This window comes from Phocaeicola faecalis (assembly GCF_021730445.1).
Taxonomy (GTDB): Bacteria; Bacteroidota; Bacteroidia; order Bacteroidales; family Bacteroidaceae; genus Phocaeicola; species Phocaeicola faecalis.
In genome coordinates, this window is the sequence record NZ_JADNRM010000006.1 from 145,418 (window position 1) to 169,059 (window position 23,642).

Annotated in this window: 20 protein-coding genes and 1 CRISPR repeat array; of the genes, 14 read left to right on the plus strand and 6 right to left on the minus strand. The window is 41.2% G+C overall.

From position 1 onward, the window contains the following. The first annotated feature begins 21 nt into the window (after positions 1-21). Positions 22-1,020, plus strand: a complete 999-nt coding sequence (locus IR173_RS08530; RefSeq protein WP_237039231.1) for a DUF4435 domain-containing protein — start codon at positions 22-24, stop codon at positions 1,018-1,020. Between the two features lies 1 nt (position 1,021). Here IR173_RS08530 and IR173_RS08535 read toward each other — a convergent pair whose 3' ends face one another. The 3 genes from IR173_RS08535 to IR173_RS08545 form a co-directional block, all read right to left on the minus strand. Then, positions 1,022-1,462 carry a DoxX family protein gene (locus tag IR173_RS08535; protein WP_237039232.1) on the minus strand — a complete coding sequence of 147 codons (441 nt, stop codon included), beginning with the start codon at positions 1,460-1,462 and terminating at the stop codon, positions 1,022-1,024. 65 nt (positions 1,463-1,527) lie between these two features. Further along, positions 1,528-3,321: a mechanosensitive ion channel family protein gene (locus IR173_RS08540; protein WP_237039233.1), complete on the minus strand. Its 1,794-nt coding sequence runs from the start codon at positions 3,319-3,321 to the stop codon at positions 1,528-1,530. Positions 3,322-3,430: 109 nt separating this feature from the next. After that, complete coding sequence (locus IR173_RS08545) at positions 3,431-4,081, minus strand: HAD family hydrolase (RefSeq protein WP_237039234.1); 651 nt, start codon at positions 4,079-4,081, stop codon at positions 3,431-3,433. 202 nt (positions 4,082-4,283) lie between these two features. On the opposite strand from IR173_RS08545, the gene cas9 reads away from it, so the two are divergent. The 10 genes from cas9 to IR173_RS08590 all read left to right on the plus strand — a co-directional run bounded on the left by cas9 (position 4,284) and on the right by IR173_RS08590 (position 15,759). After that, a complete protein-coding gene (gene cas9, locus IR173_RS08550; protein ID WP_237039235.1) occupies positions 4,284-8,798 on the plus strand; it encodes a type II CRISPR RNA-guided endonuclease Cas9 in 4,515 nt (1,504 codons plus the stop codon). 14 nt (positions 8,799-8,812) lie between these two features. Then, a complete protein-coding gene (locus tag IR173_RS08555; protein ID WP_237039236.1) occupies positions 8,813-8,965 on the plus strand; it encodes a hypothetical protein in 153 nt (50 codons plus the stop codon). A gap of 129 nt (positions 8,966-9,094) precedes the next feature. Beyond that, a complete protein-coding gene (gene cas1, locus IR173_RS08560) occupies positions 9,095-10,027 on the plus strand; it encodes a type II CRISPR-associated endonuclease Cas1 (protein WP_237039237.1) in 933 nt (310 codons plus the stop codon). Beyond that, positions 10,027-10,359 carry a CRISPR-associated endonuclease Cas2 gene (cas2, locus tag IR173_RS08565; RefSeq protein ID WP_237039238.1) on the plus strand — a complete coding sequence of 111 codons (333 nt, stop codon included), beginning with the start codon at positions 10,027-10,029 and terminating at the stop codon, positions 10,357-10,359. Before cas1 ends, cas2 begins: the two co-directional genes overlap by 1 nt. Positions 10,360-10,467: 108 nt before the next feature. Next, positions 10,468-10,975: a CRISPR direct-repeat array (repeat unit 47 nt; unit sequence GTTGTTTCCAATGGTTCAAAGATACTAATTTGAAAGCAAATCACAAC). 200 nt (positions 10,976-11,175) lie between these two features. After that, positions 11,176-11,676: a nitroreductase family protein gene (locus IR173_RS08570; protein WP_237039239.1), complete on the plus strand. Its 501-nt coding sequence runs from the start codon at positions 11,176-11,178 to the stop codon at positions 11,674-11,676. A 17-nt stretch (positions 11,677-11,693) separates the two neighbouring features. After that, entirely contained in the window at positions 11,694-11,954 is a 261-nt protein-coding gene (locus IR173_RS18065) for a 6-bladed beta-propeller (protein WP_262914283.1), read from the plus strand. Further along, a complete protein-coding gene (locus IR173_RS18070) occupies positions 11,954-12,253 on the plus strand; it encodes a 6-bladed beta-propeller (RefSeq protein ID WP_262914284.1) in 300 nt (99 codons plus the stop codon). The genes IR173_RS18065 and IR173_RS18070 overlap by 1 nt, the downstream gene beginning before the upstream one ends. Positions 12,254-12,382: 129 nt before the next feature. Continuing rightward, a complete protein-coding gene (locus IR173_RS08580) occupies positions 12,383-12,634 on the plus strand; it encodes an OadG family protein (RefSeq protein WP_237039240.1) in 252 nt (83 codons plus the stop codon). A gap of 27 nt (positions 12,635-12,661) precedes the next feature. Beyond that, on the plus strand, positions 12,662-14,524 hold the full coding sequence (locus IR173_RS08585) for a biotin/lipoyl-containing protein (protein ID WP_237039241.1): 1,863 nt from the start codon (positions 12,662-12,664) through the stop codon (positions 14,522-14,524). After that, positions 14,524-15,759 (plus strand): sodium ion-translocating decarboxylase subunit beta, encoded by a 1,236-nt coding sequence (locus IR173_RS08590; RefSeq protein ID WP_237039242.1) that lies wholly within the window; start codon positions 14,524-14,526, stop codon positions 15,757-15,759. The genes IR173_RS08585 and IR173_RS08590 overlap by 1 nt, the downstream gene beginning before the upstream one ends. A 225-nt stretch (positions 15,760-15,984) precedes the next feature. Here IR173_RS08590 and IR173_RS08595 read toward each other — a convergent pair whose 3' ends face one another. The 3 genes from IR173_RS08595 to IR173_RS08605 all read right to left on the minus strand — a co-directional run bounded on the left by IR173_RS08595 (position 15,985) and on the right by IR173_RS08605 (position 20,571). Further along, complete coding sequence (locus tag IR173_RS08595) at positions 15,985-17,649, minus strand: glycoside hydrolase family 43 protein (protein ID WP_237039243.1); 1,665 nt, start codon at positions 17,647-17,649, stop codon at positions 15,985-15,987. 10 nt (positions 17,650-17,659) lie between these two features. Beyond that, positions 17,660-18,874 carry a DUF4861 domain-containing protein gene (locus tag IR173_RS08600; RefSeq protein WP_237039244.1) on the minus strand — a complete coding sequence of 405 codons (1,215 nt, stop codon included), beginning with the start codon at positions 18,872-18,874 and terminating at the stop codon, positions 17,660-17,662. Between the two features lie 77 nt (positions 18,875-18,951). After that, on the minus strand, positions 18,952-20,571 hold the full coding sequence (locus IR173_RS08605) for a glycoside hydrolase family 28 protein (RefSeq protein WP_237039245.1): 1,620 nt from the start codon (positions 20,569-20,571) through the stop codon (positions 18,952-18,954). Positions 20,572-20,941: 370 nt separating this feature from the next. Here IR173_RS08605 and IR173_RS08610 point away from each other — a divergent pair, with 370 nt between their 5' ends. Genes IR173_RS08610 through IR173_RS08620 form a run of 3 tightly spaced genes read left to right on the plus strand, consistent with a single transcriptional unit; the run spans position 20,942 to position 23,539 of the window. After that, positions 20,942-21,799 (plus strand): enoyl-ACP reductase FabI, encoded by an 858-nt coding sequence (locus IR173_RS08610; RefSeq protein ID WP_237039246.1) that lies wholly within the window; start codon positions 20,942-20,944, stop codon positions 21,797-21,799. Positions 21,800-21,805: 6 nt separating this feature from the next. Beyond that, the gene (locus IR173_RS08615; RefSeq protein ID WP_237039247.1) at positions 21,806-22,813 is read left to right on the plus strand and encodes a gliding motility protein GldB-related protein; all 1,008 of its coding nucleotides are present in this window, start codon (positions 21,806-21,808) and stop codon (positions 22,811-22,813) included. 21 nt (positions 22,814-22,834) lie between these two features. Beyond that, positions 22,835-23,539 carry an SAM-dependent methyltransferase gene (locus tag IR173_RS08620; protein ID WP_005940971.1) on the plus strand — a complete coding sequence of 235 codons (705 nt, stop codon included), beginning with the start codon at positions 22,835-22,837 and terminating at the stop codon, positions 23,537-23,539. The last annotated feature ends 103 nt before the right edge of the window (positions 23,540-23,642 follow it).

The following is a 23,642-nucleotide window of genomic DNA, read 5'->3' on the forward strand; positions in this document are numbered from 1 at the left end:
ATTTAACTAAACGACACGACTATGGGAAAGAGATTATCCGACAACCTTTCTTCTTTATATATCGGTGCGGCGAATATGTTAAAGCCCAAAAAGGCAAGACGGAAAATCGTGGCTTATGTTGAAAGTTACGATGATGTTTCTTTTTGGCGTACCTTATTGGGAGAGTTTGAAGATGATACTCGTTATTTTGAAGTGATGCTTCCTTCCAAAACCACTTTGGCAAAAGGCAAGAAATCTGTATTGATGAATGAACTGGGTGCACAGCTGGGACAGAATATGATTGCCTGTGTAGACAGTGATTACGACTATTTACTTCAGGGTGCTACGCATACTTCCCGCTATATTATCAATAATAAGTATGTGTTTCATACGTATGCATACGCCATTGAAAACTATCAGTGTTATTCGGAAGCTTTGCATGAAGTGTGTGTCATGGCTACTTTGAATGACCATCCGTTGGTAGATTTTGTTGCCTTTATGAAGATGTATTCACAGATTGCTTACCCGCTTTTTATTTGGTCGGTATGGTTTTATCGGAAACATATATTATCCGAATTTTCATTGCTTGACTTTTGTTCGTTTGTCAAGTTGGATCAAGTAAGTGTTTATCGGCCCGAACGCAGTTTGGAAAATATGGGCCGGCGTGTAAGGCGGAAATTACAGGAGCTGGAACGTCGTCATCCCAAGGCGATAGGGGAGATAGAGGCTATGAAAGAAGAGTTTGCCCAATTGGGTGTCTATCCGGATAATACTTATATGTTTATTCAGGGACATCATATCATGGATAGTGTGGTGATGAAGTTGCTGACACCTGTCTGCAATGTTCTCCGTCGTGAGCGTGAGGCGGAAATTAAAGAACTTGCCGAGCACGATATGCAGTTCCATAATGAGCTGACAAGCTATCAGCGCCGTCAGTTAGGAGTTGACATAGTACTCCGCAAGCATACGAGTTACAAAGAATCTCCGCTTTATAAAAGGCTGGAAGATGATATCAGACGCTTTTTAAAGCATATTAATTAACTTATCTGTTGGCTTTCGAAATAGCCTTGGCGATAAAGTGGTCGATAGAATACTTGCCGGGTCCGGCTATGTACATCAGAACAAATACCACAAGATAGATAAATGCCAGCTCTTTGACAGAGAACGGGTCATTACCGTGAATCACAAAAAATGCCATGCTCATTGTGAAAATCATGGGAATCATAGCAAGGCGGTAAAGGAATCCGAAGATAAAAGCCAGTGAACAGACCAGTTCGCCAAAAATGGCCAAAATGAGAGACATTTGGCTTCCTACTCCCAAAGGATCCGGGAAACTTCCACTCATAGCATCGAAGTTTGCCCATTTCTGCACTCCGTGTGACATCAATAATACACCGAATAAAATGCGTAATGCCAATAATAGTAATGACATGGCTGTACCATCCGGTTTTGAGGGAAATAAGAATTTATAAATAACAGACATAAATTGCTCTTTTAAAGTTTATACTATTTATCTATAAAAACGTAAAAAACGGATAATTGTTCATTTTATTCTTCGGCTGTTTCTTTAGGGATGGTTATTTCATTGCCATCTCTTGTGGCAACATAGTGGGGAGACATAATCTCAATGCCTGCCTTATTGAAATAATCCTGTATGTTTTGGTGCAAATCAGAGTAGATGATGGCCATCTTGTCCGCATCCTTTATATAGGCATTGACCTGATAAACCGGATACCAATCACTTAATGATGTTTCCAGCACAAATGGTTCAGGATTGGCCTGTATTCCCGGAGTGGCCAAAGCAGCATCAATAAGTAGCTGATGTACTTTCCTCCAAGGTGCATCATAGCCGATGGTCACTTCCGAATGAATGATTAGTCCGTATGTTCTTGCCGATGCGCTATAGTTGACGGTATGTGAGGACATGATAAATGAATTGGGTATCGTCACCACTTCATTTTTCGGTGTACGGATTCGGGTTACGAAAGCCGTTTTTTCTACCACATTTCCTGTTGTCTCGTTCAGCTTGATACGGTCTCCCAATTTGAACGGCCGCATATAAGTAATGACAAACCCTGCAATGATGTTACCAATGACAGTACTTGAACCGAGTGAGATAATCAGACCGACAAATACGGAAATCCCTTGGAATACGCCGGAATCAGACCCCGGCAAGTACGGATAAATCATGGCTATCATAAAAGCATAGAGTAGGAACCGTATGATATGGAAAGTCGGCATAGCCCAGTCGGGGTAGAAACCGTTTATTTTCAGCCTCTCAGAGTCAACTTCTGTTGCCAGATAATGCAAACCTTTTATCACATATCTGATGGCATAATAAATCACCAGTATGGTAAATAAATTAGGTACATAGTTCACTATATCTTTAAAGATTTCTTTTATGGGATTCCAAATATAGAATAATATTTTGTAAGCCAAATCTTTGGTTTGCGGAAAGATGGCAAACAGCATCGGGACCGTAATCAGCAATTGTAGGAAGACAAGAACATAGCGTACCATATTGGCAAAGAAAATCAAGAGATTCACCTGTTTCTGTGTGTCCAGTATTTCATAATTTTGGATAGAGACAGACTTTAATTTGGTGTCTTTTAATTGCTGTATCCTGACTTTGCTTTTCCGGTATAGCCAAAGCGTAATCCGGAAAAGCAGGTATTGGCCTGCCAGGACAAGGATAAAATAGAGAATGCGTTTACATAATTGTATAAAGCTATGCTCTTCGTGCATTGTTTTCAGCTTGTTTACAATAATTGTACGGACATGTTCTGCCAGTTGTTCGCGCGTACTGTTTTCCCATAATCCGTCTTGGTCAGTGAAAGAAACAATCACTTTATTGCCATACATGATATCCGAAACGATATCCGAGTTCTCAATATAAACGGAATCAGGATGCAGATTGAATTGTTCTCCTAATTCAGTGATGATGGCTGCATCCATTTCCGCTCTGGTTTGAGGGGTATATCCGCCCCGCTTGGTATATAGGTAGAATAAAGTATCTCCTTCCACTATAACCGGTACTCCCTTGGTCACTCGCCTCAGCGAATCGATACGCATTTTTTGCTGGGCCTGTTTCAGTGAATCAGCAGAGAAAGTTTCAAGCCTCAACTGCTCCATCTCAAGTCTCATATTGGCCTCGTTCAGACGTGCGGTCTCAAGTTCTTGCTGCATCTGTTTGATGCGGATAGAATCCGAAGAGGTCGCAGAGGATATTGTTTGAGTGGAGTCACTGCCTAATATCTGTTGGATCGTTTCTTTTAATTGAGCTTTTGCTCCGGTCGTTATCAGTATAGCGAATAATATAATCAGTATTCTATTCCTTTTCATTTCATTTTTATTTAAAGCCGGTCAAACATACATATTATTTTCCATAAAGAGAAGTCCTTTGATGAAATGTTTTCACTATATCTGCTGTCTGTACATATTTTCGTCCGAATCAATTGAGCAATGGAATCAGTTCCTCTGCTTTTTCGATGATGTGTGCAGGATGAAGGGCTTCAAGTTCTGTTCGCGGTCTGAATCCCCAGGCTACTCCTACGGCAGTGACTCCGGCATTGTGCGCCGTTTGCATATCGACATTGGAGTCTCCTACGTACAGCACTTCTTCTTTGGCAACTCCGGCTATGGCAATGATATCATTTACAATAGAAGGGTCTGGCTTGGCAGGTATTCCTTCCCTTTGTCCCAATACTTCCACAAAATTTATTTCGGGGAAATAGTGTGAAATCAGCTTCCGTGTGGCAGCTTGATATTTATTGGATGCTACGGCTGTCTTTATTCCGCTCTTTTGCAAAGTCAGCAGTAGTTCCTCCATACCCGGATAAGGACGGCTTAAATCAGCATTATGCTTATCGTAATAAGGAACGAACTGAGAGCGTATTTTTAAAATATTTTCTTCATTTCTTTCACTTTCGGGCAATGCTCGTTCAAACAGTTTGTTGATTCCGTTTCCTACAAAGAAACGGTAGGCATCCGTGTCATGAGTGGGATAGCCATAGTACTGTAAAGCTTGGTTGGTAGCGGCAGCCAAATCAGCTATTGTATTCAGCAATGTGCCGTCTAAATCAAATATCACAAGTTTCTTCATATTTGTATTTTTTTTATCGGTGCAAACATAAAAAAGCCCCCGTTAAAGGACGAGGGCGACCTAAATGTCTTCACAACGGAATAATCCTTATTGTGACTTGCTTCAAATTAGTATGGCAAAGCTATGAAATAAATATGTAAGAAACAAGTATCTATCAGAATAATTTAATAACTTTGAAAAGTTATAATAGAATTGTAGTATTATGAAAAATATAGTAGGTCTTGATTTAGGTACCAATAGCATAGGTTGGGCGGTAGTGAATGGAATTATCAATGAAGAGGGAAGTGAACAACTGGTTAAGATACAGGCTTCAGGAAGTCGCATCATACCTATGGATGCAGCTATGATAGGAGATTTTAATAAAGGTAATTCTATATCCCAAACAGCCGATAGAACCAAGTTGCGTGCAAGTCGTCGTTTATGTGAACGATATTTACTTCGTAGAGAACGATTGCATAGAATTCTTGATATTTTAGGATTTTTACCCTCTCATTTTGCTCAAGATTTAGATAGGTATGGTAAGATAGTCAAGGGAAAGGAGCCTAAATTGGCTTGGCGCAAAAATGAATCGGGTCAGTTTGAATTTATATTCCAAAAATCATTTAAAGAAATGCTGGAGGACTTTAAACTAAATCATCCGGATTTGATAACGGATGATAAAAAAGTACCCTATGACTGGACTATCTACTATCTTCGTAAAAAAGGATTGACTTCTAAAATTTCAAAAGAAGAATTAGCTTGGATATTATTGAATTTTAATCAAAAGCGTGGATATCATCAATTACGTGGTGAGGAAGAGGAGGAAAATAACAATAAATTAGTTGAATTCTATGCTCTTAAAGTAATTGCGGTAGAAGATTCCGGAGAGAAAAAAGGAAAGGATACTTGGTATAATGTACATTTGGAAAATGGGTGGATATATCGGAGAACAAGTAATATGCCGCTTGATTGGGTTGGCAAAACTAAAGAGTTTATTGTAACTACGGATTTAGAGAAGGACGGAACGCCGAAAAAAGATAAGGAAGGGAACGTGAAACGCTCTTTTCGCGCTCCTAAAGAAGATGACTGGTCATTGCTCAAGAAGAAAACAGAAGTAGATATTGATCAGACTCATAAAACAGTAGGTACCTATATTTATGATACGCTTTTAGAAAATCCTAATCAGAAAGTTCGTGGAAGACTGGTGAGAACCATTGAACGCAAATATTATAAGGATGAGTTGAAACTGATTTTGGAGAAGCAGAAGGAGTTCCATTCGGAATTGCAAGATAGAGCATTGTATACTGCTTGTATTGAAGAATTATATTCGATAAATGAAGCACATCGGAATAATATCAGCAATCAGGACTTTATTTATTTGTTTTTGGAAGATATACTCTTTTATCAACGTCCTCTTAAGAGCAAAAAATCATTAATAAACAATTGCCCTTATGAGGAGAACCATTGCCTTGACAAGGAAACAGGAGAAATAAAATCTTTTCCTATAAAATGTATTGCTAAATCACATCCGTTGTTTCAAGAATTTCGTTTGTGGCAATTTATAATAAATCTCCGTATTTATAGGAAAGACCTGGCACAAGATGCGGATGTTACAAATGAGCTGTTGAAGGCTGAAGAAGATTACGTTGCTTTATTTGACTGGTTGAATGGTAAAAAAGAAATTGATCAGAAGAACTTTTTGAAGTATCCGGCTTTTGGACTAAAGAAAGAGGTAGAGAATTATCGTTGGAATTATGTACAAGACAAACCTTATCCATGCAATGAAACCCATTCATCGATGTTGGCGCGGCTGGAGAAATGTGATATTTCTATTGAAGTCTTGACAAAAGAGAATGAGGAAGCCTTATGGCATATATTGTATTCAGTTGAGAATAAGAATGAAATAGCAAAAGCCTTGCAAAAATTTGCGGATAAACATGACCTGAATGCTTCTTTTGTTGATGTATTTCAGAAATTTCCACCTTTTAAAAAAGAATATGGTTCCTATTCGGCAAAAGCAATTAAAAAATTATTGCCTTTAATGCGTATGGGGAAATATTGGAGTGAGAATTCGATAGATAAAGGAACGCGTGAACGGATTGATAAGATAATAACAGGAGAATGTGATGAGAAAATAGAAAATAGAGTGAGGGAGAAAGCAATTCATCTTGCTGATGTTGCTGATTTCAAAGGTTTGCCTCTTTGGTTAGTGTGTTACATTGTTTATGGCCGTCATTCTGAAGCAAAAGAAATAACCAAGTGGGAATCTCCTGCTGATATTGATTCGTATTTAGAATCTTTTAAGCAACATTCATTGCGTAATCCGATTGTTGAGCAGATTATTATTGAAACGCTACGTGTTGTTCGTGATATTTGGAAACAAGTGGGGAATATTGATGAAATACATGTGGAATTGGGGCGTGAGATGAAGAATCCGGCTGATAAACGGGCTAAAATGACACAGCAAATATCCGAAAATGAGAATGCCAACTTGCGTATAAAGTATTTGCTTACGGAATTTTTGAATCCTGAATATGAGATTGAAAATGTTCGTCCTTATTCACCAAGTCAGCAGGATATTTTGCGTATTTATGAAGATGGCGTTTTAAATAGTGTGGCTGATTTGCCTGAAGAAATAGCGGATATATTGAAAAAATTTACAGAAACAGACTTGAAGAAGCGTCCCTCAAAGTCGGAAGTTTTGCGTTATAAACTTTGGCTGGAACAAAGGTATCGTTCTCCCTATACCGGTGAAGTGATACCATTGGGCAAACTGTTTACTCCTGCATACGAGATAGAACATGTCATTCCCCAATCACGCTATTTTGATGATTCTTTTAGTAATAAGGTGATTTGTGAAGCGGAAGTCAATAAACAGAAAGATAATTTACTGGGACATGAGTTTATAGTGAAACACCATGGAGAGATAGTGGAACTTCCTTTTGGGAAAAAGGTAAAGATTTTCTCTGTGGATGAATATGAACAGTTTATAAAAGATAACTATTCGCGGACTCGTGGTAAGATGAAAAAACTTTTGATGGATGATATTCCGGATGAGTTTGTTGCCCGTCAGTTGAATGATAGTAGGTACATCAGTAAAGTTGTAAAGTCTCTTCTTTCTAATATTGTAAGAGAAAAGGGAGAGGAAGAAGTAATATCAAAGAATGTGATTCCTTGCACCGGAGGAATTACTGATCGTTTGAAAAAAGATTGGGGTATAAATGATGTCTGGAATAAAATTATACTTCCTCGTTTCCAACGTTTAAATGAGTTGACCGATACGAATAAATTTACAACTAAAAGTGCTGGAAATCATGAGATTCCAACAATGCCTTTGGAATTGCAAAAAGGTTTTAATAAGAAAAGAATCGACCATCGTCATCATGCAATGGATGCCATTGTGATAGCGTGTGCAAATAGAAATATTATTAATTATTTGAATAATGAATCGGCGACTGCTAAAGCAAAATTATCTAGATATGATTTGCAGAAGCTGTTGTGTGATAAAGCTAAGACTGATGATAAAGGCAATTATAAATGGGTGATTAGAAAACCGTGGGGATCGTTTACACAGGACGTACATGGGATATTGGAAGACATAATAGTCAGTTTTAAGCAGAATTTGCGTGTTATAAATAAAGCGACTAATCACTTTCTGCATTACAATGAAGAAGGTAAAAAGATATTTGTGAGACAGGAAAAAGGGGACAACTGGGCTATACGTAAATCCATGCATAAAGATACGGTATTTGGAGAAGTTAATTTGCATAGGATAAAGACAGTAACTTTAAATGAAGCGATGAAAAATCTTCAAAGCATAGTCGTGAAAGACTTCAAGAGAAAATTACTGGAACTTTTGAATTTAGGATTTGATGAGAAGAGAATAAAGAAGTACTTTGAAGATAACAGGGAGGCTTGGAGTGATGTAAATCTTTCTAAAATAGAGGTCTACTATTTTAGTAAAGATACTAAAGATCGATTCTTTGCTACTAGAAAACCGCTGGATACTAGTTTTGACAGAAAGAGAATAGAGAGTAGTATTACTGATACGGGTATCCAAAAGATATTGTTGCGTCATTTGGAACAGAAGGATAATAATCCGGATATTGCTTTTTCACCGGATGGTATTGATGAAATGAATCGTAATATTGTTCAACTGAATAAGGGAAAGTATCATCAACCTATCGTTAAAGTACGCGTTTATGAAAAAGCTGATAAGTTTGCTGTAGGTAAACTAGGTAATAAATCGTCTAAATTTGTGGAAGCTGCAAAAGGAACGAATTTATTTTTTGCTGTTTATGAGTCAAATGTTCTGGGTGATAAGACGAATGCTGTAATAAAGAAAAGAAGTTATGCTACTATTCCACTGAATGTTGCAATTGAACGACAAAAACAAGGTTTACCTGTTGCACCAAAAGATGAAAATGATAATGAATCGATTTTTGTGTTGTCACCGAATGATTTGGTTTATCTTCCTACTACAGATGATTTAGCTACTGGTATTATTGCCCAGCCTTTGGATAGGGGGAGGATTTATAAGATGGTGAGTTGCACGGGAAATGAAGGACATTTTATACCTGCAAGAATAGCGAATCCTATTTTGCAGACGATAGAATTAGGTAGTAATAATAAAGCGCAAAAGGCGTGGACCAATGAAATGATAAAAGAAATATGTATACCTATAAAAGTTGATCGTTTAGGAAATGTCTTAGAATCAATTAGTTTGCATAAAAAATAATATACTTTTATTTTATGGAAGAAAACAAGGGACAAATTCTTTTATATCAAACGATAGATGGTGAGTCAAGAATTGAGGTTACATTATGTAATGATACTGTTTGGCTGACATTAGACAAATGGCAGAATTATTTCAGCAGAATTAGCAAAGAAAAAAGCAAATCTTGAATATGATAAGTTTAAGGAACGCATTAGTAACCAGTTATCTCCTGTAGAAATACATTTCATTGAAAATTTTGAAAAAGAGCAGAAAAAACTGCGAAGGAAGTGATATATTAACCTTCAAAATACGATACTATGATAAAAAAAACACTTTATTTTGGTAATCCGACCTATTTGTCATTACGAAATAACCAATTAGTTATCAAACTTCCGGAAGTTGAGAAAAGTGTTTCTCTGCCAGAATCTTTCAAAAAACAATCGGAAATAACAAAACCGATTGAAGATTTAGGCATTGTAATATTGGATCATAAACAAATTACTATCACTTCCGGTGTGTTGGAATCTCTACTGGAGAATAATTGTGCTGTTATTACTTGTGATAGTAAAAGTATGCCTGTGGGATTAATGCTTCCCTTATATGGAAATACGACTCAGAATGAACGTTTTCGTCAACAACTGGATGCATCATTACCCTTGAAAAAGCAACTTTGGCAACAAACAATTAAAGCAAAAATAGATAATCAGGCATCTGTATTGAGTATTTGTGTGGGTGAAGAAATGAAATGTATGCGAATTTGGGCGAATGAAGTGAAGAGTGGTGATCCTGAAAATTTGGAAGCACGTGCGGCAGCCTTTTACTGGAAAAATTTGTTTGCAGATATTGTTGGCTTTACTCGTGACAGGGAAGGAATTTCTCCTAATAACTTGTTGAATTATGGTTATGCCATACTTCGTGCTACCGTTGCTCGTGCTTTGGTGACAAGTGGATTGCTTCCTACTTTAGGAATTCATCATCATAATCGTTACAATGCATATTGTTTGGCCGATGATGTGATGGAACCATATCGGCCTTATGTTGATGAATTAGTATTTGGCTTAGTGAAATTGTATGGCGCAAATTTGGATTTAACAAAAGAAATAAAATCATGTTTGCTTGTTATTCCTACACTGGATGTGCGTATTGGTGGTAAGCGTAGTCCGCTAATGGTAGCTGTCGCTCAGACCACAGCTTCCCTATATAAATGTTTTAGTGGAGAAATTCGTCGTATGAGTTATCCTGAACGATAATGGACCGTTTTAGTGAATATCGGATTATGTGGGTACTAGTATTATTTGATTTGCCGACGGAAACAAAGAAAGACAAGAAAGCTTATACTGATTTTAGAAAAAATCTCCAGAAGGATGGTTTTACCATGTTTCAGTTTTCAATTTATGTTCGTCATTGTGCTAGTAGCGAAAATGCGTCTGTTCATATAAATAGAGTTAAATCTTTTTTGCCTGAATATGGACAAGTGGGAATAATGTGTATTACTGATAAACAATTTGCTGCTATAGAACTTTTTTATGGAAAGAAAATACAAGACGTAACTACTCCGGGACAGCAATTGGAATTATTTTAGAAACAAGAAATCCCATTTAAAACGGGATTTCTTATTGGAAAACAACTTTGTTTTTTAATTCTGGATATGTGTACAACTCATTGGAAATTAGATAGTAATGTGTATTCAGTTGTTTCCAATGGTTCAAAGATACTAATTTGAAAGCAAATCACAACAGACAAACGCGAGATAACTTGACGTGCTGTGTTGTTTCCAATGGTTCAAAGATACTAATTTGAAAGCAAATCACAACCCGTATTCTGCAATTCTTTTTGAGCGGGGCGTTGTTTCCAATGGTTCAAAGATACTAATTTGAAAGCAAATCACAACTGTTCGTTTGTGTTCCTCTACCGGCTAGTGTTGTTTCCAATGGTTCAAAGATACTAATTTGAAAGCAAATCACAACCCCTTTTGCCAAAGCAATTATTTCTCGAGAGTTGTTTCCAATGGTTCAAAGATACTAATTTGAAAGCAAATCACAACCTTCTTCTACTGCTACTTTACGAGCTTCTTGTTGTTTCCAATGGTTCAAAGATACTAATTTGAAAGCAAATCACAACACAGGAGCTTAAAACTCATAGCTGAGCTAAGTTGTTTCCAATGGTTCAAAGATACTAATTTGAAAGCAAATCACAACCATACACTCTTACTTACATAAAAATGTAGAGTTGTTTTCCAATGGCTCAAAGATACTAATTTTAAAACAAATAGGGTTCGAATTTACAGAATAAAAATATAAATACTTCGTAAGAGATGAATAAATGATTACTCATGGCAAAAAGCTTGCGATATATTAGCAAAGTTAGTATTTTTGTCTGCAAACTAATAATAATGCTTATGAACTTTCTAGAATTAGTAAAAGCGCGCTATTCTGCCCGCAAATATGCCGGTCGTTCGGTTGAGACAGAAAAATTGGAGTATATCATGGAGTGTGTACGTTTGGCTCCCTCGGCAGTTAATTTCCAACCGTGGCGGTTTAAAATAGTCACAGATGAACCTACATTAAAGGCGTTGCAGCAATGCTATAAGCGTGAGTGGCTTGCCACAGCTCCCTGTATCATTGTGGCTTGCACAAATCATGAAGAATCATGGCATCGTCGTGCCGACAACAAAGATCATGCAGATATTGATATAGCCATTGCGGTGGAACACCTCTGTCTGGCTGCTACCGAGCAGGGTTTGGGTACGTGCTGGGTGTGTAATTTCGATGCTTCTCAGTGCAGCACTGTTTTAGGATTGCCCGAATATATCGAGCCGGCCGTTTTGATTCCTGTAGGATATGCTGAAGACGAACCGACAGAAAAGAAGCGAAAGTCTAAAGAAGAAATCTTATTTTAAGATGGACAACCAATACTATGAAACACCTTTTTATTCTTTCATTTTTGTTTTTGTTGGCATCCTGTTCCTCTTCTTCCAAACAGGAGGAGAGGAGGGTGCTACAGGTGTCTTTGGAGGAAACTTCCGTATCGGTAAAAGACCTGTTTACTAAGGTGGAGGTCATTCTGTTGGAAACGAATGACTCTTCACTGTTGGCACATATTGTCAGAGTGTGCGAAAGTAATGGCAACTATTATTTATTTCTGAAGATTATCCGACATACAATCATATCACACTGATGGTCTTTGACAGTCAGGGAAAGTATATCCGTTCTATCGGCAAAGTAGGACAGGGGCCGGAGGAATATCCTTGGCTGATTTATGATGCAGTCATCGATACCGGTAAATCTTACTTTTTTAAACAAACCGTCGAAGGCATCGAACTGAGGCCGGAACTGATAGCGGAAGATTATATGCTTATGCTGGTGCCCACAGAAGAGTTGGAGAAATTGCTTCCGCTAGTGGGAGAGGAAGAGCAGGCTAAAATACTCCGGAGAGTAGAAGATGACAATCCATGTTTGGTGAAATTTCTATTTTGATTTCTACTAATTTTGCATATTTTTCAAACCCTTTATTATAAAAATAGAGCCGAAATGCCTAAATTTGAGCACTTTTTAGGCTTTGAATAACCTATAAGTGTAGTAAGTACTATTAATAACACTAGATTTATGGAGAACATAGGAGTTGGATTGATGCTGATGGTAGTTGGAATGACTACTGTTTTTGTCATACTACTCATTGTTATCTATCTGAGCAAGTACCTCATTACTATTGTCAACAAGGTAGCCCCCGAAGAAGCTCCCAAGAAAGTGCCGACAGTAGCTCCTACAGCCGATGCGGGAGCTATGGATGCTATTAAGGCGGCAGTAGAGATTTTGACGGCAGGTAAAGGTCAGGTGATAAAAATTGAGAAGCTATAATCCAAAAGAAAAACACATTTAAGGAAAATGGAAAGAGAAGTAAAATTTAGTCTGGTCTTCCGCGATATGTGGCAGAGCGCAGGCAAGTATGTGCCCCGCGTAGACCAGTTGGTAAAAGTTGCCCCGGCCATTATTGAAATGGGTTGTTTTGCCCGCGTAGAAACAAATGGCGGTGGTTTTGAACAGGTAAATTTATTGTTTGGCGAGAATCCGAATAAAGCAGTGCGCGAATGGACAAAACCCTTCCACGAGGCAGGTATCCAGACACACATGCTAGACCGCGCATTGAATGGTCTTCGGATGAGTCCCGTTCCGGCAGACGTCCGTAAATTATTCTATAAAGTAAAACACGCGCAAGGAACAGATATTACCCGTACTTTTTGCGGCTTGAATGATGTCCGCAATATTATCCCCTCTATCGGTTATGCCCATGATGCCGGCATGATTTCACAATGCTCCCTCTGTATCACTTTCTCTCCGGTACACACTGTGGAATATTATGTGAACATGGCCAAACAGCTTATCGAAGCCGGAGCTGACGAAATCTGTATCAAGGATATGGCAGGTATCGGACGTCCTGTCTCACTGGGCAAGATAGTAGCGGGAATCAAGAAGATAAAGAATATTCCCATTCAATACCACTCTCACGCAGGACCCGGTTTCAACATGGCTTCTATATTGGAAGTATGCCAGGCGGGTTGCGACTATATTGATGTCGGCATGGAGCCGTTGTCATGGGGTACGGGACATGCCGATCTCATCAGTGTGCAGGCTATGCTGAAGGATGCCGGTTTCAAAGTGCCCGAAATCAATATGGAGGCGTATATGAAAGTACGTTCTCTTATTCAGGAATTTATGGATGATTTCCTTGGACTATATATCAGCCCGAAGAACCGTTTGATGAACTCGCTCTTAATTGCTCCGGGGCTTCCGGGCGGTATGATGGGAAGCTTGATGGCCGACCTCGAAACAAATCTTGAATCTATTAACAAGTATAAGGCAAAACGCAATTTGCCGTTTATGACTCAAGACGAGTTGCTGATAAAACTCTTCAATGAAGTGGCTTATGTATGGCCGCGTGTCGGTTATCCTCCTTTGGTGACTCCGTTCAGCCAATACGTGAAGAACCTTGCCATGATGAACGTAATGGCCATGGAAAAGGGTAAAGAACGCTGGGGCATGATTGCCGATGATATCTGGGATATGATTTTGGGCAAAGCCGGCCGTCTGCCGGGCAAATTGGCTCCCGAGATTATAGAAAAGGCAGAACGCGAAGGCCGCAAGTTCTTCGATGGTAATCCGCAGGATAATTATCCCGACCAATTGGATAAATACCGTAAGATGATGCTCGAAAAGCAATGGGATAAGGGTCAGGACGATGAAGAACTCTTTGAGTATGCCATGCATCCGGCTCAGTATGAAGCTTATAAGAGTGGAAAGGCTAAAGAAGATTTCTTGGCGGATGTGAAGAAGCGCCGTGAAGAAAAAGCCAATGCGACGGCTCCAGCCGAAGCAGAGAACAAGACGAAGGTATTGACGGTGGATGTAAACGGCCAGCCCTATCGCGTGACGGTAGCCTACGGTGCCGTAGATCCTGCTACCCTCAATGCTGCTGCGGGAGCTGCTCCGGCGGCTCAGGCTGCTGCTCCGGTGGGCGAGGGAAAAGATATCCTTTCTCCGTTGGAAGGAAAATTCTTCTTGGTAAAGAATGCACAGGAAACACCAAAGAAGGTGGGCGACAAAGTGGCAAAAGGAGAGGTCATCTGTTATGTGGAGGCTATGAAGACATACAATGCCATTCGTGCCGAATATGATGGAACCATCACTGCTGTTTGTGCAAACTCGGGTGATTCAGTGTCGGAAGATGACGTATTAATGAAGATATTATAATGGAAGATATATTTGCAAGACTATATGAAATGACTGCCTTCAGCAATATTATTGCCGAGCCGCAGTTCTTGATAATGTATGCCATTGCGTTCATCTTGCTTTATCTGGGTATTAAGAAGAAGTATGAGCCGTTATTGCTGATTCCGATTGCTTTCGGAGTATTGCTGGCCAACTTTCCCGGTGGTGAAATGGGCGTAATCCAAGCCGATGAAAACGGCATGGTAATGGTGAACGGGGTGATGAAAAACATTTGGGAGATGCCGTTGCACGAAATTGCACACGACCTCGGATTAATGAATTTCATCTACTATATGTTGATAAAGACAGGTTTCCTTCCGCCTATTATTTTTATGGGTGTGGGTGCTTTGACGGACTTTGGTCCGATGCTTCGTAACCTGCGACTCTCTATTTTCGGCGCTGCCGCACAGTTGGGTATTTTCACTGTATTGTTGGTAGCTATTTTGATAGGCTTTACGCCGAAGGAAGCTGCCGCACTGGGTATTATCGGTGGTGCTGATGGCCCGACAGCTATCTTTACTACCATCAAGTTGGCTCCTCATCTGTTGGGTCCGATTGCTATTGCAGCTTATTCCTACATGGCTTTGGTTCCGGTTATCATTCCTTTGGTAGTCAAACTGTGGTGTACCAAGAAGGAGTTGAGTATCAATATGAAAGAACAAGAAAAGAAATACCCTTCAAAGACAGAAATTAAGAATCTGCGTGTGCTGAAGATTTTTTTCCCGATTGTCGTTACTACGGTCGTGGCCTTGTTCGTGCCGAGTGCAGTGCCTTTGATTGGTATGCTGATGTTTGGTAATTTGGTGAAAGAAATCGGCAGCGATACCTCGCGTCTGTTTGATGCGGCATCAAACAGCATCATGAATGCCGCCACCATTTTCCTGGGACTTTCGGTTGGTGCCACCATGACTACCGAAGCATTCCTCAACTGGACAACTATCGGCATCGTGATTGGCGGTTTCCTGGCATTTGCATTGTCTATTTCCGGTGGTATTTTCTTTGTGAAGGTATTTAATCTGTTCACCAAGAAAAAGATAAATCCGTTGATTGGTGCATGTGGTCTGAGTGCTGTGCCGATGGCGAGCCGTGTGGCAAATGAAATCGCATTGAAGTATGACCCGAAGAATCATGTGCTTCAATACTGTATGGCAAGTAATATTTCGGGTGTAATCGGTTCGGCAGTGGCTGCCGGCGTGCTGATTTCATTCTTGGGATAAGTTTGTTACAAATTAGTATAAAGGGATTGTGTCAAAACGTGGATAATACTGTCGTTTAGTTCGTAGGGGCGAGGTTCGCTCGCCCGAAAACAGTTTACTTTGTGTCTTCGGGCAGGCAAACCCTGCCCCTACAGCTGACGATGGGATAGGCTGGTTTAGTTTTGACACACTCCCTTTTAAATTATTAATGCAATACAGGTCTGCCAAAGATGATAAATATCTTCTTTATTTTTCAATTCTGAACCAATCGACATCTGTCCAACCACCGTCATTGCTGACAATGGCGGGGCGGGTGCAGAAGATACCAACTTTGGCACCAATCCATTTTCCTTCTTTTACTTGGAATGTTTTTCCCAGTGGTTGAAACTTCTTGCTGTCTGTACTATAGCTCAGCTGACATTTCACAAGCAGGTCATGACCTCCTTCGCTGCCTTTTATTTTCTCTCCGTTGGCAGAGAACTTGGCACGGAGATAAACGGTACCGTCTTTTAAAGGAACGGAAGCATTCACTTTTTCAGAACCGGAGCGGTCGGCTTTCATACATTCTACCTGTGACAGTATCAGACCGTTGTCTGTGTTTTCAATCACCAATCCGGCATAGTCCATTCCCATTACTATCAATCCGGTACGTTCCCCTTTATACTTTTCTGTCGGTTTGAAAGTCAGTTTGGTTGTGGCAGTAAAGTTGGGAGCCGGAGTCTTCTGCAACATCAGGTTAGAGACATCCCAAAGACTCTTATAATCTTCGCTGACGGGGTAGGAGTAGAGACGCACATAGCTTTCCCCTCCATTGAAATAAGCCCATTTCTCATTGATGTTGGCTTGCCACTGCCATTGAGGGGATAATGTATAGCCGTCAAATTCATCACTTTCCTGCGGAGTGCAGATGGGATAAGTTTTGCCTACATTGGGTTTCTTGTATGTCAGTACAGGTTCGCCGCAACCATCCCCATCTTCATCTACACCGATTACAGGCCAGTCGTTCACCCATTTCATGGGTTGCAGATGAACCAGTCGTCCGTAAGCGCCTACATCCTGAAAGTGTATGAACCAATCTTCTCCGGTGGGAGTATCTACCCATCCGCCCTGATGAGGACCGTTTACAGGTGATTTTCCTTGTGCCAGCACTGTCTTCCATTCGTAAGGGCCGTATACGTTCTTTGAGCGCAGTACCACCTGCCATCCTGTAGGTACACCACCTGCCGGATGGAAGATGTAATAATATCCATTGCGTTTGTAGAACTTGGGCCCTTCGCAAGTCTGATGTACTTCGTGACCATCAAAAATGATGCGTGATTGGGTGATAGCTTTAGTGGCATCAGAACTCAGTTCGCAGATGCTGATTACACTTTTCAGTCCGGCACGGCTTCCTGCATACGCATGAACCAAGTATACGCGACCATCTTCATCCCATAGGGGGGTGGTGTCGATAATTCCTTTTCCGGGCTTCACAAGGACAGGTTCACTCCAAGGTCCTTCCGGATTCTTGGCTTTGACCATAAATACTCCTTGGTCCGGGTCTCCCCAGAAGATATGGAATGCTCCATCGTGATGGCGGATGCTGGGTGCCCATACGCGATTGCCGTGTTCAGGGCGCACATCGGTGACGGGGGGAAGTGCATAGGGCACTGCTGCACCGATGATGCTCCAGTTGACAAGGTCTTTGGAATGCAATATTTGTAATCCCGGCAGACAGTTGAAACTGGACGAAGTCAGGTAATAGTCTTCTCCTACGCGGCAAATGTCGGGGTCGGAATAATCGGCGTAGAGAATTGGGTTTTTATAAGTTCCGTTACCTTGGTCGGCTATCCATACTTGAGATACGTAATTCTGTGCAGAAGCCGATAAGAAGCATGCTTCTAGCAGATAGAGAGCGATGAGTCGTTTCATAGTACTGCTTTTATTTAACTGTGATTTTGCACGGATGTTCCAAGTCCTTTTTCCATTCGGGAAGGTACTCGAACCATGCTTTCATGTCTTTGAATCCGAAACTCTCCTTCTTTGAAGTAAAAGTGGAGTAATAATGGAAATGTTGTTTTCCCGGAGCTTGCAGGATATATAGATAATTGGACGCATCTTCTACTTCCTGTGTTCTGTATTTAGGGATGAAAGTTCCCATACCTGTGGTCTCCTTTGCATAGCCCAAGGTATCACTTACGGGCCAGTCCGTACCCCAACTGCCCAGCAACCCTTGGTGGTCACTCATGTGCTCTCCTTTTTTCAAAATCTGTACGCCTGCAGCGAAAACTTCTTCTTTCAAAGGACGGTCGAACATGACATCGATGCGTATATCACGATGCCCACCGTAAATGGTATACCGGTTGGTCATATTCAAATCATTTCCTTGATATTCCCAGCCTATGACTTCCACTTCTGCAATGGCGCGTACCGGACCGGATGCCAATATCCGCTCCGTGCGGTTTACTACCGGTTTTATGTGGGTCGCTTCTTTACCGTTCCAGCCTTTCAAAGCACCTACTCCACCGCTGTTGTACACCCGCAAGGCATCGTCGCCATAGCCGTTTGCACGTTGCTCTTTCGTGGGATAAAAGCAGGTTTCCTTTATTTCCAGGCGTTTGTTTACCTTACTATAAGGGTCAACTGTTTGTTTTTCGTTGAAATAGATACGGTAAGCCACCAGTTCACTTTCTATGGCAGGCCCGTGATGATAGACAAAGCTATATACGTTTTCCGCTCCGGCAGCTGAAAATCCGGTAATGTTGGCATACTTGTTATTATGTCCGTAAGCTTTCATTTGGGCATAGGTGCGGGCAGGATAAGTTTTGTCGCTCTTTTCGGAAGAAAGGACGATGCGGAAGTTCTTGCTGCTTTTGGCCGGCACATCGGCAAGGAAAGCCAGCTCGTCGGCACGGGCATCCCGATTCAAATCGTCCAATTGAGATGGAATTTCTCTGTTACCTTCCCATACAGTGGCCGATTTTACGTTGAAGCCGGTCTTTAGACTGTTTAGGTCTATAACAATAGGTTCATCAGTCTTATTCTTGGTCCATTCGTTACTGACTTCTACTGTCAGCCTCTTTTCTGCCTGCTGCGCAAAAGAACCGGTACAGCATCCTGCCAGCAATGCGAGGGCAATCATTGAGTGTCTTTTCATTATTATATGTATTAAATTCGTAACAAAGATAATATTGCATTCGACTGATGTCATAACCCCCATTATCGGGAAAATTATTAGAAATTGAGTTCTTTCCCACCGGCTCCAACTTCAGCATGAGTCTGTCCGTCAATTGTCACATTGGAAACTTGCTGCATTTTCAGAGTAGAACCATCTTTCAATAATTCTATCTTGATATTCTTCATGCTTACCCCATCTGCTTCTTTCAAAACGATGCCTTCTTTGGCATTGGATACAGTGATGTTCTCCATATTTATGTTCTTTATTCTCATCTCCGGCAAACCGTTGAAGAATGCGGCTCTTCCAACTCCCTTGCAAGTAATGTCTTTGATAAAGATATTGCGGAACACCGGCGTCTCTTCCGTTACTGCAGGAAGAATATCCTCCACGTCCTTTTTATCATCTTCATTCGGGTCTTCTCCACGTCCTTTTCCGCCATAGAACAAGTTGAAAATCAACGCTTCATTAGGAATGTTAATCATATTGATATTACTGATATAGATGTTTTCCACCACACCTCCGCGTCCGCGCGTGCTCTTAAAACGCAGTCCGACATCCGTACCCAGAAACGTGCAATTATCGACAAAGATATTCTTTACTCCCCCCGACATTTCGCTGCCTACCACAAAACCGCCGTGTCCGTGCAGCACCGTGTTGTTCATCACAATCACGTTCCGGCAAGGCTCTCCGCGCCGGCGCCCGTCTTCGTCCTTGCCCGACTTGATGCAGATACCGTCATCGCCCGCATCAAAAGAATTGTTGATAATCAATGCCTTGTTGCAAGATTCCAGGTCGAGGGCATCCCCATTTTGTGAATACCAAGGATTGGAAACGGTAACTTTGTTAATTGTAATATTCTCGCATGACAACGGATGCAGACACCAACTAGGAGAGTTCTTGAATGTAGCACCCTCCAGCAGCACCTTGTTACATTTCACAAAGTTCAGCAATACCGGGCGCAACCAGTCACGGATGCTTTCCCATTCTTCATCCGTCTCAATACCTTCGGGCACATTGAAGTTGACACAAGCCATAGCCCCTTTTCTCGAACCTTCACTGGGATACCATACTTTAGTGTCTTCATCCACAATGCCGCCCGATGCCACTTTTTTCTTCCATTGGCTTTCGGTCAGCTTGTCCATTTTCACGGGACGCCATGTGTCTCCGTTACCGTCGAATGTTCCATGACCGGTAATGGCGATATTTTCGGCATTGCGAGCCGAAATAGGCGATTGGCAACGGCGTGTTTCCAATCCTTCAAACGACGTGTCGATGATGGGGAATTGCGAATGGTCATCGGTAAACAGCACCAACGCATTCTTCTCGGTATATAAGTTGACATTACTCAATAATTCGATAGGCCCTGACAACCAAAGTCCCGCCGGAATCACGACTTTTCCGCCTCCCCTTTTATTAACATCCTTTATAGCATTGTTGATGGCTTGGGTATTTAGCGTCACTCCATCGGGCACCGCGCCGAAGTCGATGATATTGACCGAATAGTCGGGAAACTGCGGTTGTTCCACTTTGTCCATCCGAAAAGGAAGGCCGGCATACACATCCGGAGAAATTATTTCTTCCGGGCTGTCTGTACTTGGGCAGCTGTTGCATCCTGCAAAGAATGGCAGCAGACATGCAGCAATGATGAGCAGCATTTTTCTTGATAATGTAATCATGAGTATTATATTGTATGTTTAAGATTAATAATCGTAATCCTCGTGTCTTGTCTTAAGAAGGCTTATCACCCCCTCTCGTAAACCACCCTCACGGGCTGTCTGCGAGAAGAGCGATAATGTTTCATCTAACCTAATCCTAACCTTAAATAAATATTATGAAAAAACCTCTTAATTCGGAAGCAAATATAGCGGATGTGATTCTCCCGGGTGTGTATAATTTGACAGAATAGTGGGATTTATTGATATTTTAAAACTTTTGAAGTGGAAAAACTGTTCTAAAACTGCATTCTTTTTGCATTTGTGTGCAAAAATGAGGCATAATTCATTTATTGTTTGTATCTTTGCAAACTAATTTAACACTAATATAGGTATGAGTTACAATTTGTTGAAAGGAAAAAGAGGTATTATTTTTGGTGCATTAAATGAACAGTCCATTGCATGGAAAGTGGCAGAAAAAGCTGTTGAGGAAGGTGCTGTCATTACATTATCCAATACTCCGGTGGCAGTCCGTATGGGTGAAGTTTCGGCTTTGGCGGACAAGTTGCATTGCGAAGTGATTCCTGCTGATGCTACGAGTGTAGAAGATTTGGAAAATGTATTCAAGCGTTCAATGGAAGTACTGGGTGGCAAGATAGATTTTGTTTTGCACTCTATCGGTATGTCTCCCAATGTTCGTAAAAAACGTACTTACGATGACCTCGATTATGATATGTTGGGCAAGACTTTAGACATCTCTGCCGTATCGTTCCACAAAATGATTCAGGCTGCCAAGAAACTGGACGCCATTGCAGAATACGGTTCTATTTTGGCTTTGAGTTATGTAGCCGCACAGCGTACATTCTACGGATACAATGATATGGCTGATGCAAAGGCATTATTGGAGTCTATTGCACGCAGCTTCGGATATATCTACGGGCGTGAACATCACGTGCGTGTAAACACTATTTCCCAGTCACCGACCATGACCACTGCCGGTTCGGGCGTAAAAGGCATGGACAAACTGTTCGATTTTGCCAACCGTATGTCTCCGCTGGGCAATGCTTCTGCCGACGAGTGCGCAGATTACTGCATAGTAATGTTCTCCGACCTCACCCGCAAAGTGACCATGCAGAACCTTTTCCACGACGGTGGTTTCTCCAGCGTAGGTATGAGTCTTCGCGCCATGGCGACTTACGAAAAGGGATTGGACGAATATAAAGACGAAAACGGAAATATCATTTACGGATAATCACAGATGATACGCAAAATTATATTCATATTGGTAGGTCTTGTTGCTCTTTCTTCTTGTCATTGGAACGGAGGAAAGAGTGGCAATACTGCCGATTTGGATATAAGAGTAGCCCGTTATGACCGTTTGTTGTTCGAGTATGTGACCATGAACAACCTTTCGGCACTGCAAAAGATGAATACTGATTTTCCGCAAGCCACCAAACTTCTGATAGAAGATGTGCTGGCCATCGGCGAAGTGGACGACAATAAGATAAACGACCGTCTGATGGAGTATTATGCCGATACCACCTTATTGGTATTGGTACAGGATGCCGAAGAAAAATTCAAGGATATGGGTTGGATAGAGAAGAAACTCACCAAAGGCTTCAAGCAGTTGAAGAAAGAAGTTCCCTCTTTGCCCGTTCCTCATTTCTATGCCCAACTTTCCGCCCTCAACCAGTCGGTAGTGGTAGGAGACAGCATCGTAGGGTTCAGCATAGATAAATATATGGGGGCCGATTATCCCCTCTATAAACGTTTTTACTACGATTACCAATGCCGCAGCATGGAGCCCGACCGCATTGTTCCAGATTGTTTCACCTTTTATTTATTGAGCGAATATCCCATGCCTTGGGGTCCCGGACGTACCTTGCTCGATATGATTCTGCATAGGGGAAAAATCAATTGGGTAGTAGCCCGCATATTAGGTTATGAATCATTTGAGAAAGAGATGGGATATGACGAGAAAGAGGCGGAATGGTGCAGGAAGAACAAAGCAGCCTTATGGAAAGGTATGCTGGACAACGGACATCTGGATGCTACCGATCCGTTGATTGTGCGCAGCTATATTCGTAAAGACCCTTTTATACCGATTATGACAGGTGGTGAGCGAACCCCGGCAAGTATCGGTGTGTGGATGGGCATATTGCTGATAGACGAATATATGAAGACTCATGACGACGTAACCATAAATGATTTATTGAACGATACCGACTATCGCCGTATATTGAGTGAAGTTGATTTCAAGCCCTGATTATTCTGAAAGAACTGAATTATGGAAACAGCATTATATCTGTTGCCCGTCACTTTGGGCGACACTCCCGTCGAGAACGTATTACCGGTATATAACAAGGAAATTATCCTTGGCATCAAGCATTTTATAGTCGAGGATGTGCGTTCTGCCCGTCGTTTTTTGAAGAAAGTGGAGCGTAGCATTGATATTGATTCACTTACATTCTATCCATTAAACAAGCACACTTCTCCCGAAGACATTTCTGGCTATCTGAAACCGTTAATGTCGGGTGAGTCTATGGGAGTAATTTCCGAAGCCGGCTGTCCTGCTGTTGCCGATCCGGGAGCCGATGTAGTAGCCATTGCCCAGCGTAAGAACCTGAAAGTGGTTCCGTTAGTAGGGCCTTCTTCCATTATTATGTCTGTCATGGGTTCGGGCTTTAACGGTCAGAGTTTTGCTTTCCACGGTTACCTTCCCATTGAGCCGGGCGAAAGAGCCAAGCGGATTAAGGTATTGGAACAGCGCGTTTACTCAGAAGACCAAACGCAGCTCTTTATCGAAACTCCTTACCGAAACAATAAGATGGCGGAAGACATTCTGAAAAACTGTCGTCCTCAAACCAAGTTGTGCATTGCTGCCAATATCACTTGTGAAGGAGAATATATTAAGACCAAGACGGTAAAAGAGTGGCAGGGAAAATTGCCGGATTTATCTAAGATACCTTGCATCTTTTTGATATACAAATAGTTAAATGCATCTTGAATCCTAGCATACGAACGAGAACTGTTTTTAATGTACATTAATAGGTTTGTTGGTTTTCTCAAACTTATTTTTTAAATAAAATGGAAGA

Excerpts from the sequence above, each read along its gene's own strand:
- IR173_RS08530 (WP_237039231.1), top strand. The coding sequence starts at position 22 with ATGGGAAAGAGATTATCCGACAACCTTTCTTCTTTATATATCGGTGCG.
- IR173_RS08535 (WP_237039232.1), bottom strand. The coding sequence starts at position 1,462 with ATGTCTGTTATTTATAAATTCTTATTTCCCTCAAAACCGGATGGTACA.
- IR173_RS08540 (WP_237039233.1), bottom strand. The coding sequence starts at position 3,321 with ATGAAAAGGAATAGAATACTGATTATATTATTCGCTATACTGATAACG.
- IR173_RS08545 (WP_237039234.1), bottom strand. The coding sequence starts at position 4,081 with ATGAAGAAACTTGTGATATTTGATTTAGACGGCACATTGCTGAATACA.
- cas9 (WP_237039235.1), top strand. The coding sequence starts at position 4,284 with ATGAAAAATATAGTAGGTCTTGATTTAGGTACCAATAGCATAGGTTGG.
- IR173_RS08555 (WP_237039236.1), top strand. The coding sequence starts at position 8,813 with ATGGAAGAAAACAAGGGACAAATTCTTTTATATCAAACGATAGATGGT.
- cas1 (WP_237039237.1), top strand. The coding sequence starts at position 9,095 with ATGATAAAAAAAACACTTTATTTTGGTAATCCGACCTATTTGTCATTA.
- cas2 (WP_237039238.1), top strand. The coding sequence starts at position 10,027 with ATGGACCGTTTTAGTGAATATCGGATTATGTGGGTACTAGTATTATTT.
- IR173_RS08570 (WP_237039239.1), top strand. The coding sequence starts at position 11,176 with ATGAACTTTCTAGAATTAGTAAAAGCGCGCTATTCTGCCCGCAAATAT.
- IR173_RS18065 (WP_262914283.1), top strand. The coding sequence starts at position 11,694 with ATGAAACACCTTTTTATTCTTTCATTTTTGTTTTTGTTGGCATCCTGT.
- IR173_RS18070 (WP_262914284.1), top strand. The coding sequence starts at position 11,954 with ATGGTCTTTGACAGTCAGGGAAAGTATATCCGTTCTATCGGCAAAGTA.
- IR173_RS08580 (WP_237039240.1), top strand. The coding sequence starts at position 12,383 with ATGGAGAACATAGGAGTTGGATTGATGCTGATGGTAGTTGGAATGACT.
- IR173_RS08585 (WP_237039241.1), top strand. The coding sequence starts at position 12,662 with ATGGAAAGAGAAGTAAAATTTAGTCTGGTCTTCCGCGATATGTGGCAG.
- IR173_RS08590 (WP_237039242.1), top strand. The coding sequence starts at position 14,524 with ATGGAAGATATATTTGCAAGACTATATGAAATGACTGCCTTCAGCAAT.
- IR173_RS08595 (WP_237039243.1), bottom strand. The coding sequence starts at position 17,649 with ATGAAACGACTCATCGCTCTCTATCTGCTAGAAGCATGCTTCTTATCG.
- IR173_RS08600 (WP_237039244.1), bottom strand. The coding sequence starts at position 18,874 with ATGAAAAGACACTCAATGATTGCCCTCGCATTGCTGGCAGGATGCTGT.
- IR173_RS08605 (WP_237039245.1), bottom strand. The coding sequence starts at position 20,571 with ATGATTACATTATCAAGAAAAATGCTGCTCATCATTGCTGCATGTCTG.
- IR173_RS08610 (WP_237039246.1), top strand. The coding sequence starts at position 20,942 with ATGAGTTACAATTTGTTGAAAGGAAAAAGAGGTATTATTTTTGGTGCA.
- IR173_RS08615 (WP_237039247.1), top strand. The coding sequence starts at position 21,806 with ATGATACGCAAAATTATATTCATATTGGTAGGTCTTGTTGCTCTTTCT.
- IR173_RS08620 (WP_005940971.1), top strand. The coding sequence starts at position 22,835 with ATGGAAACAGCATTATATCTGTTGCCCGTCACTTTGGGCGACACTCCC.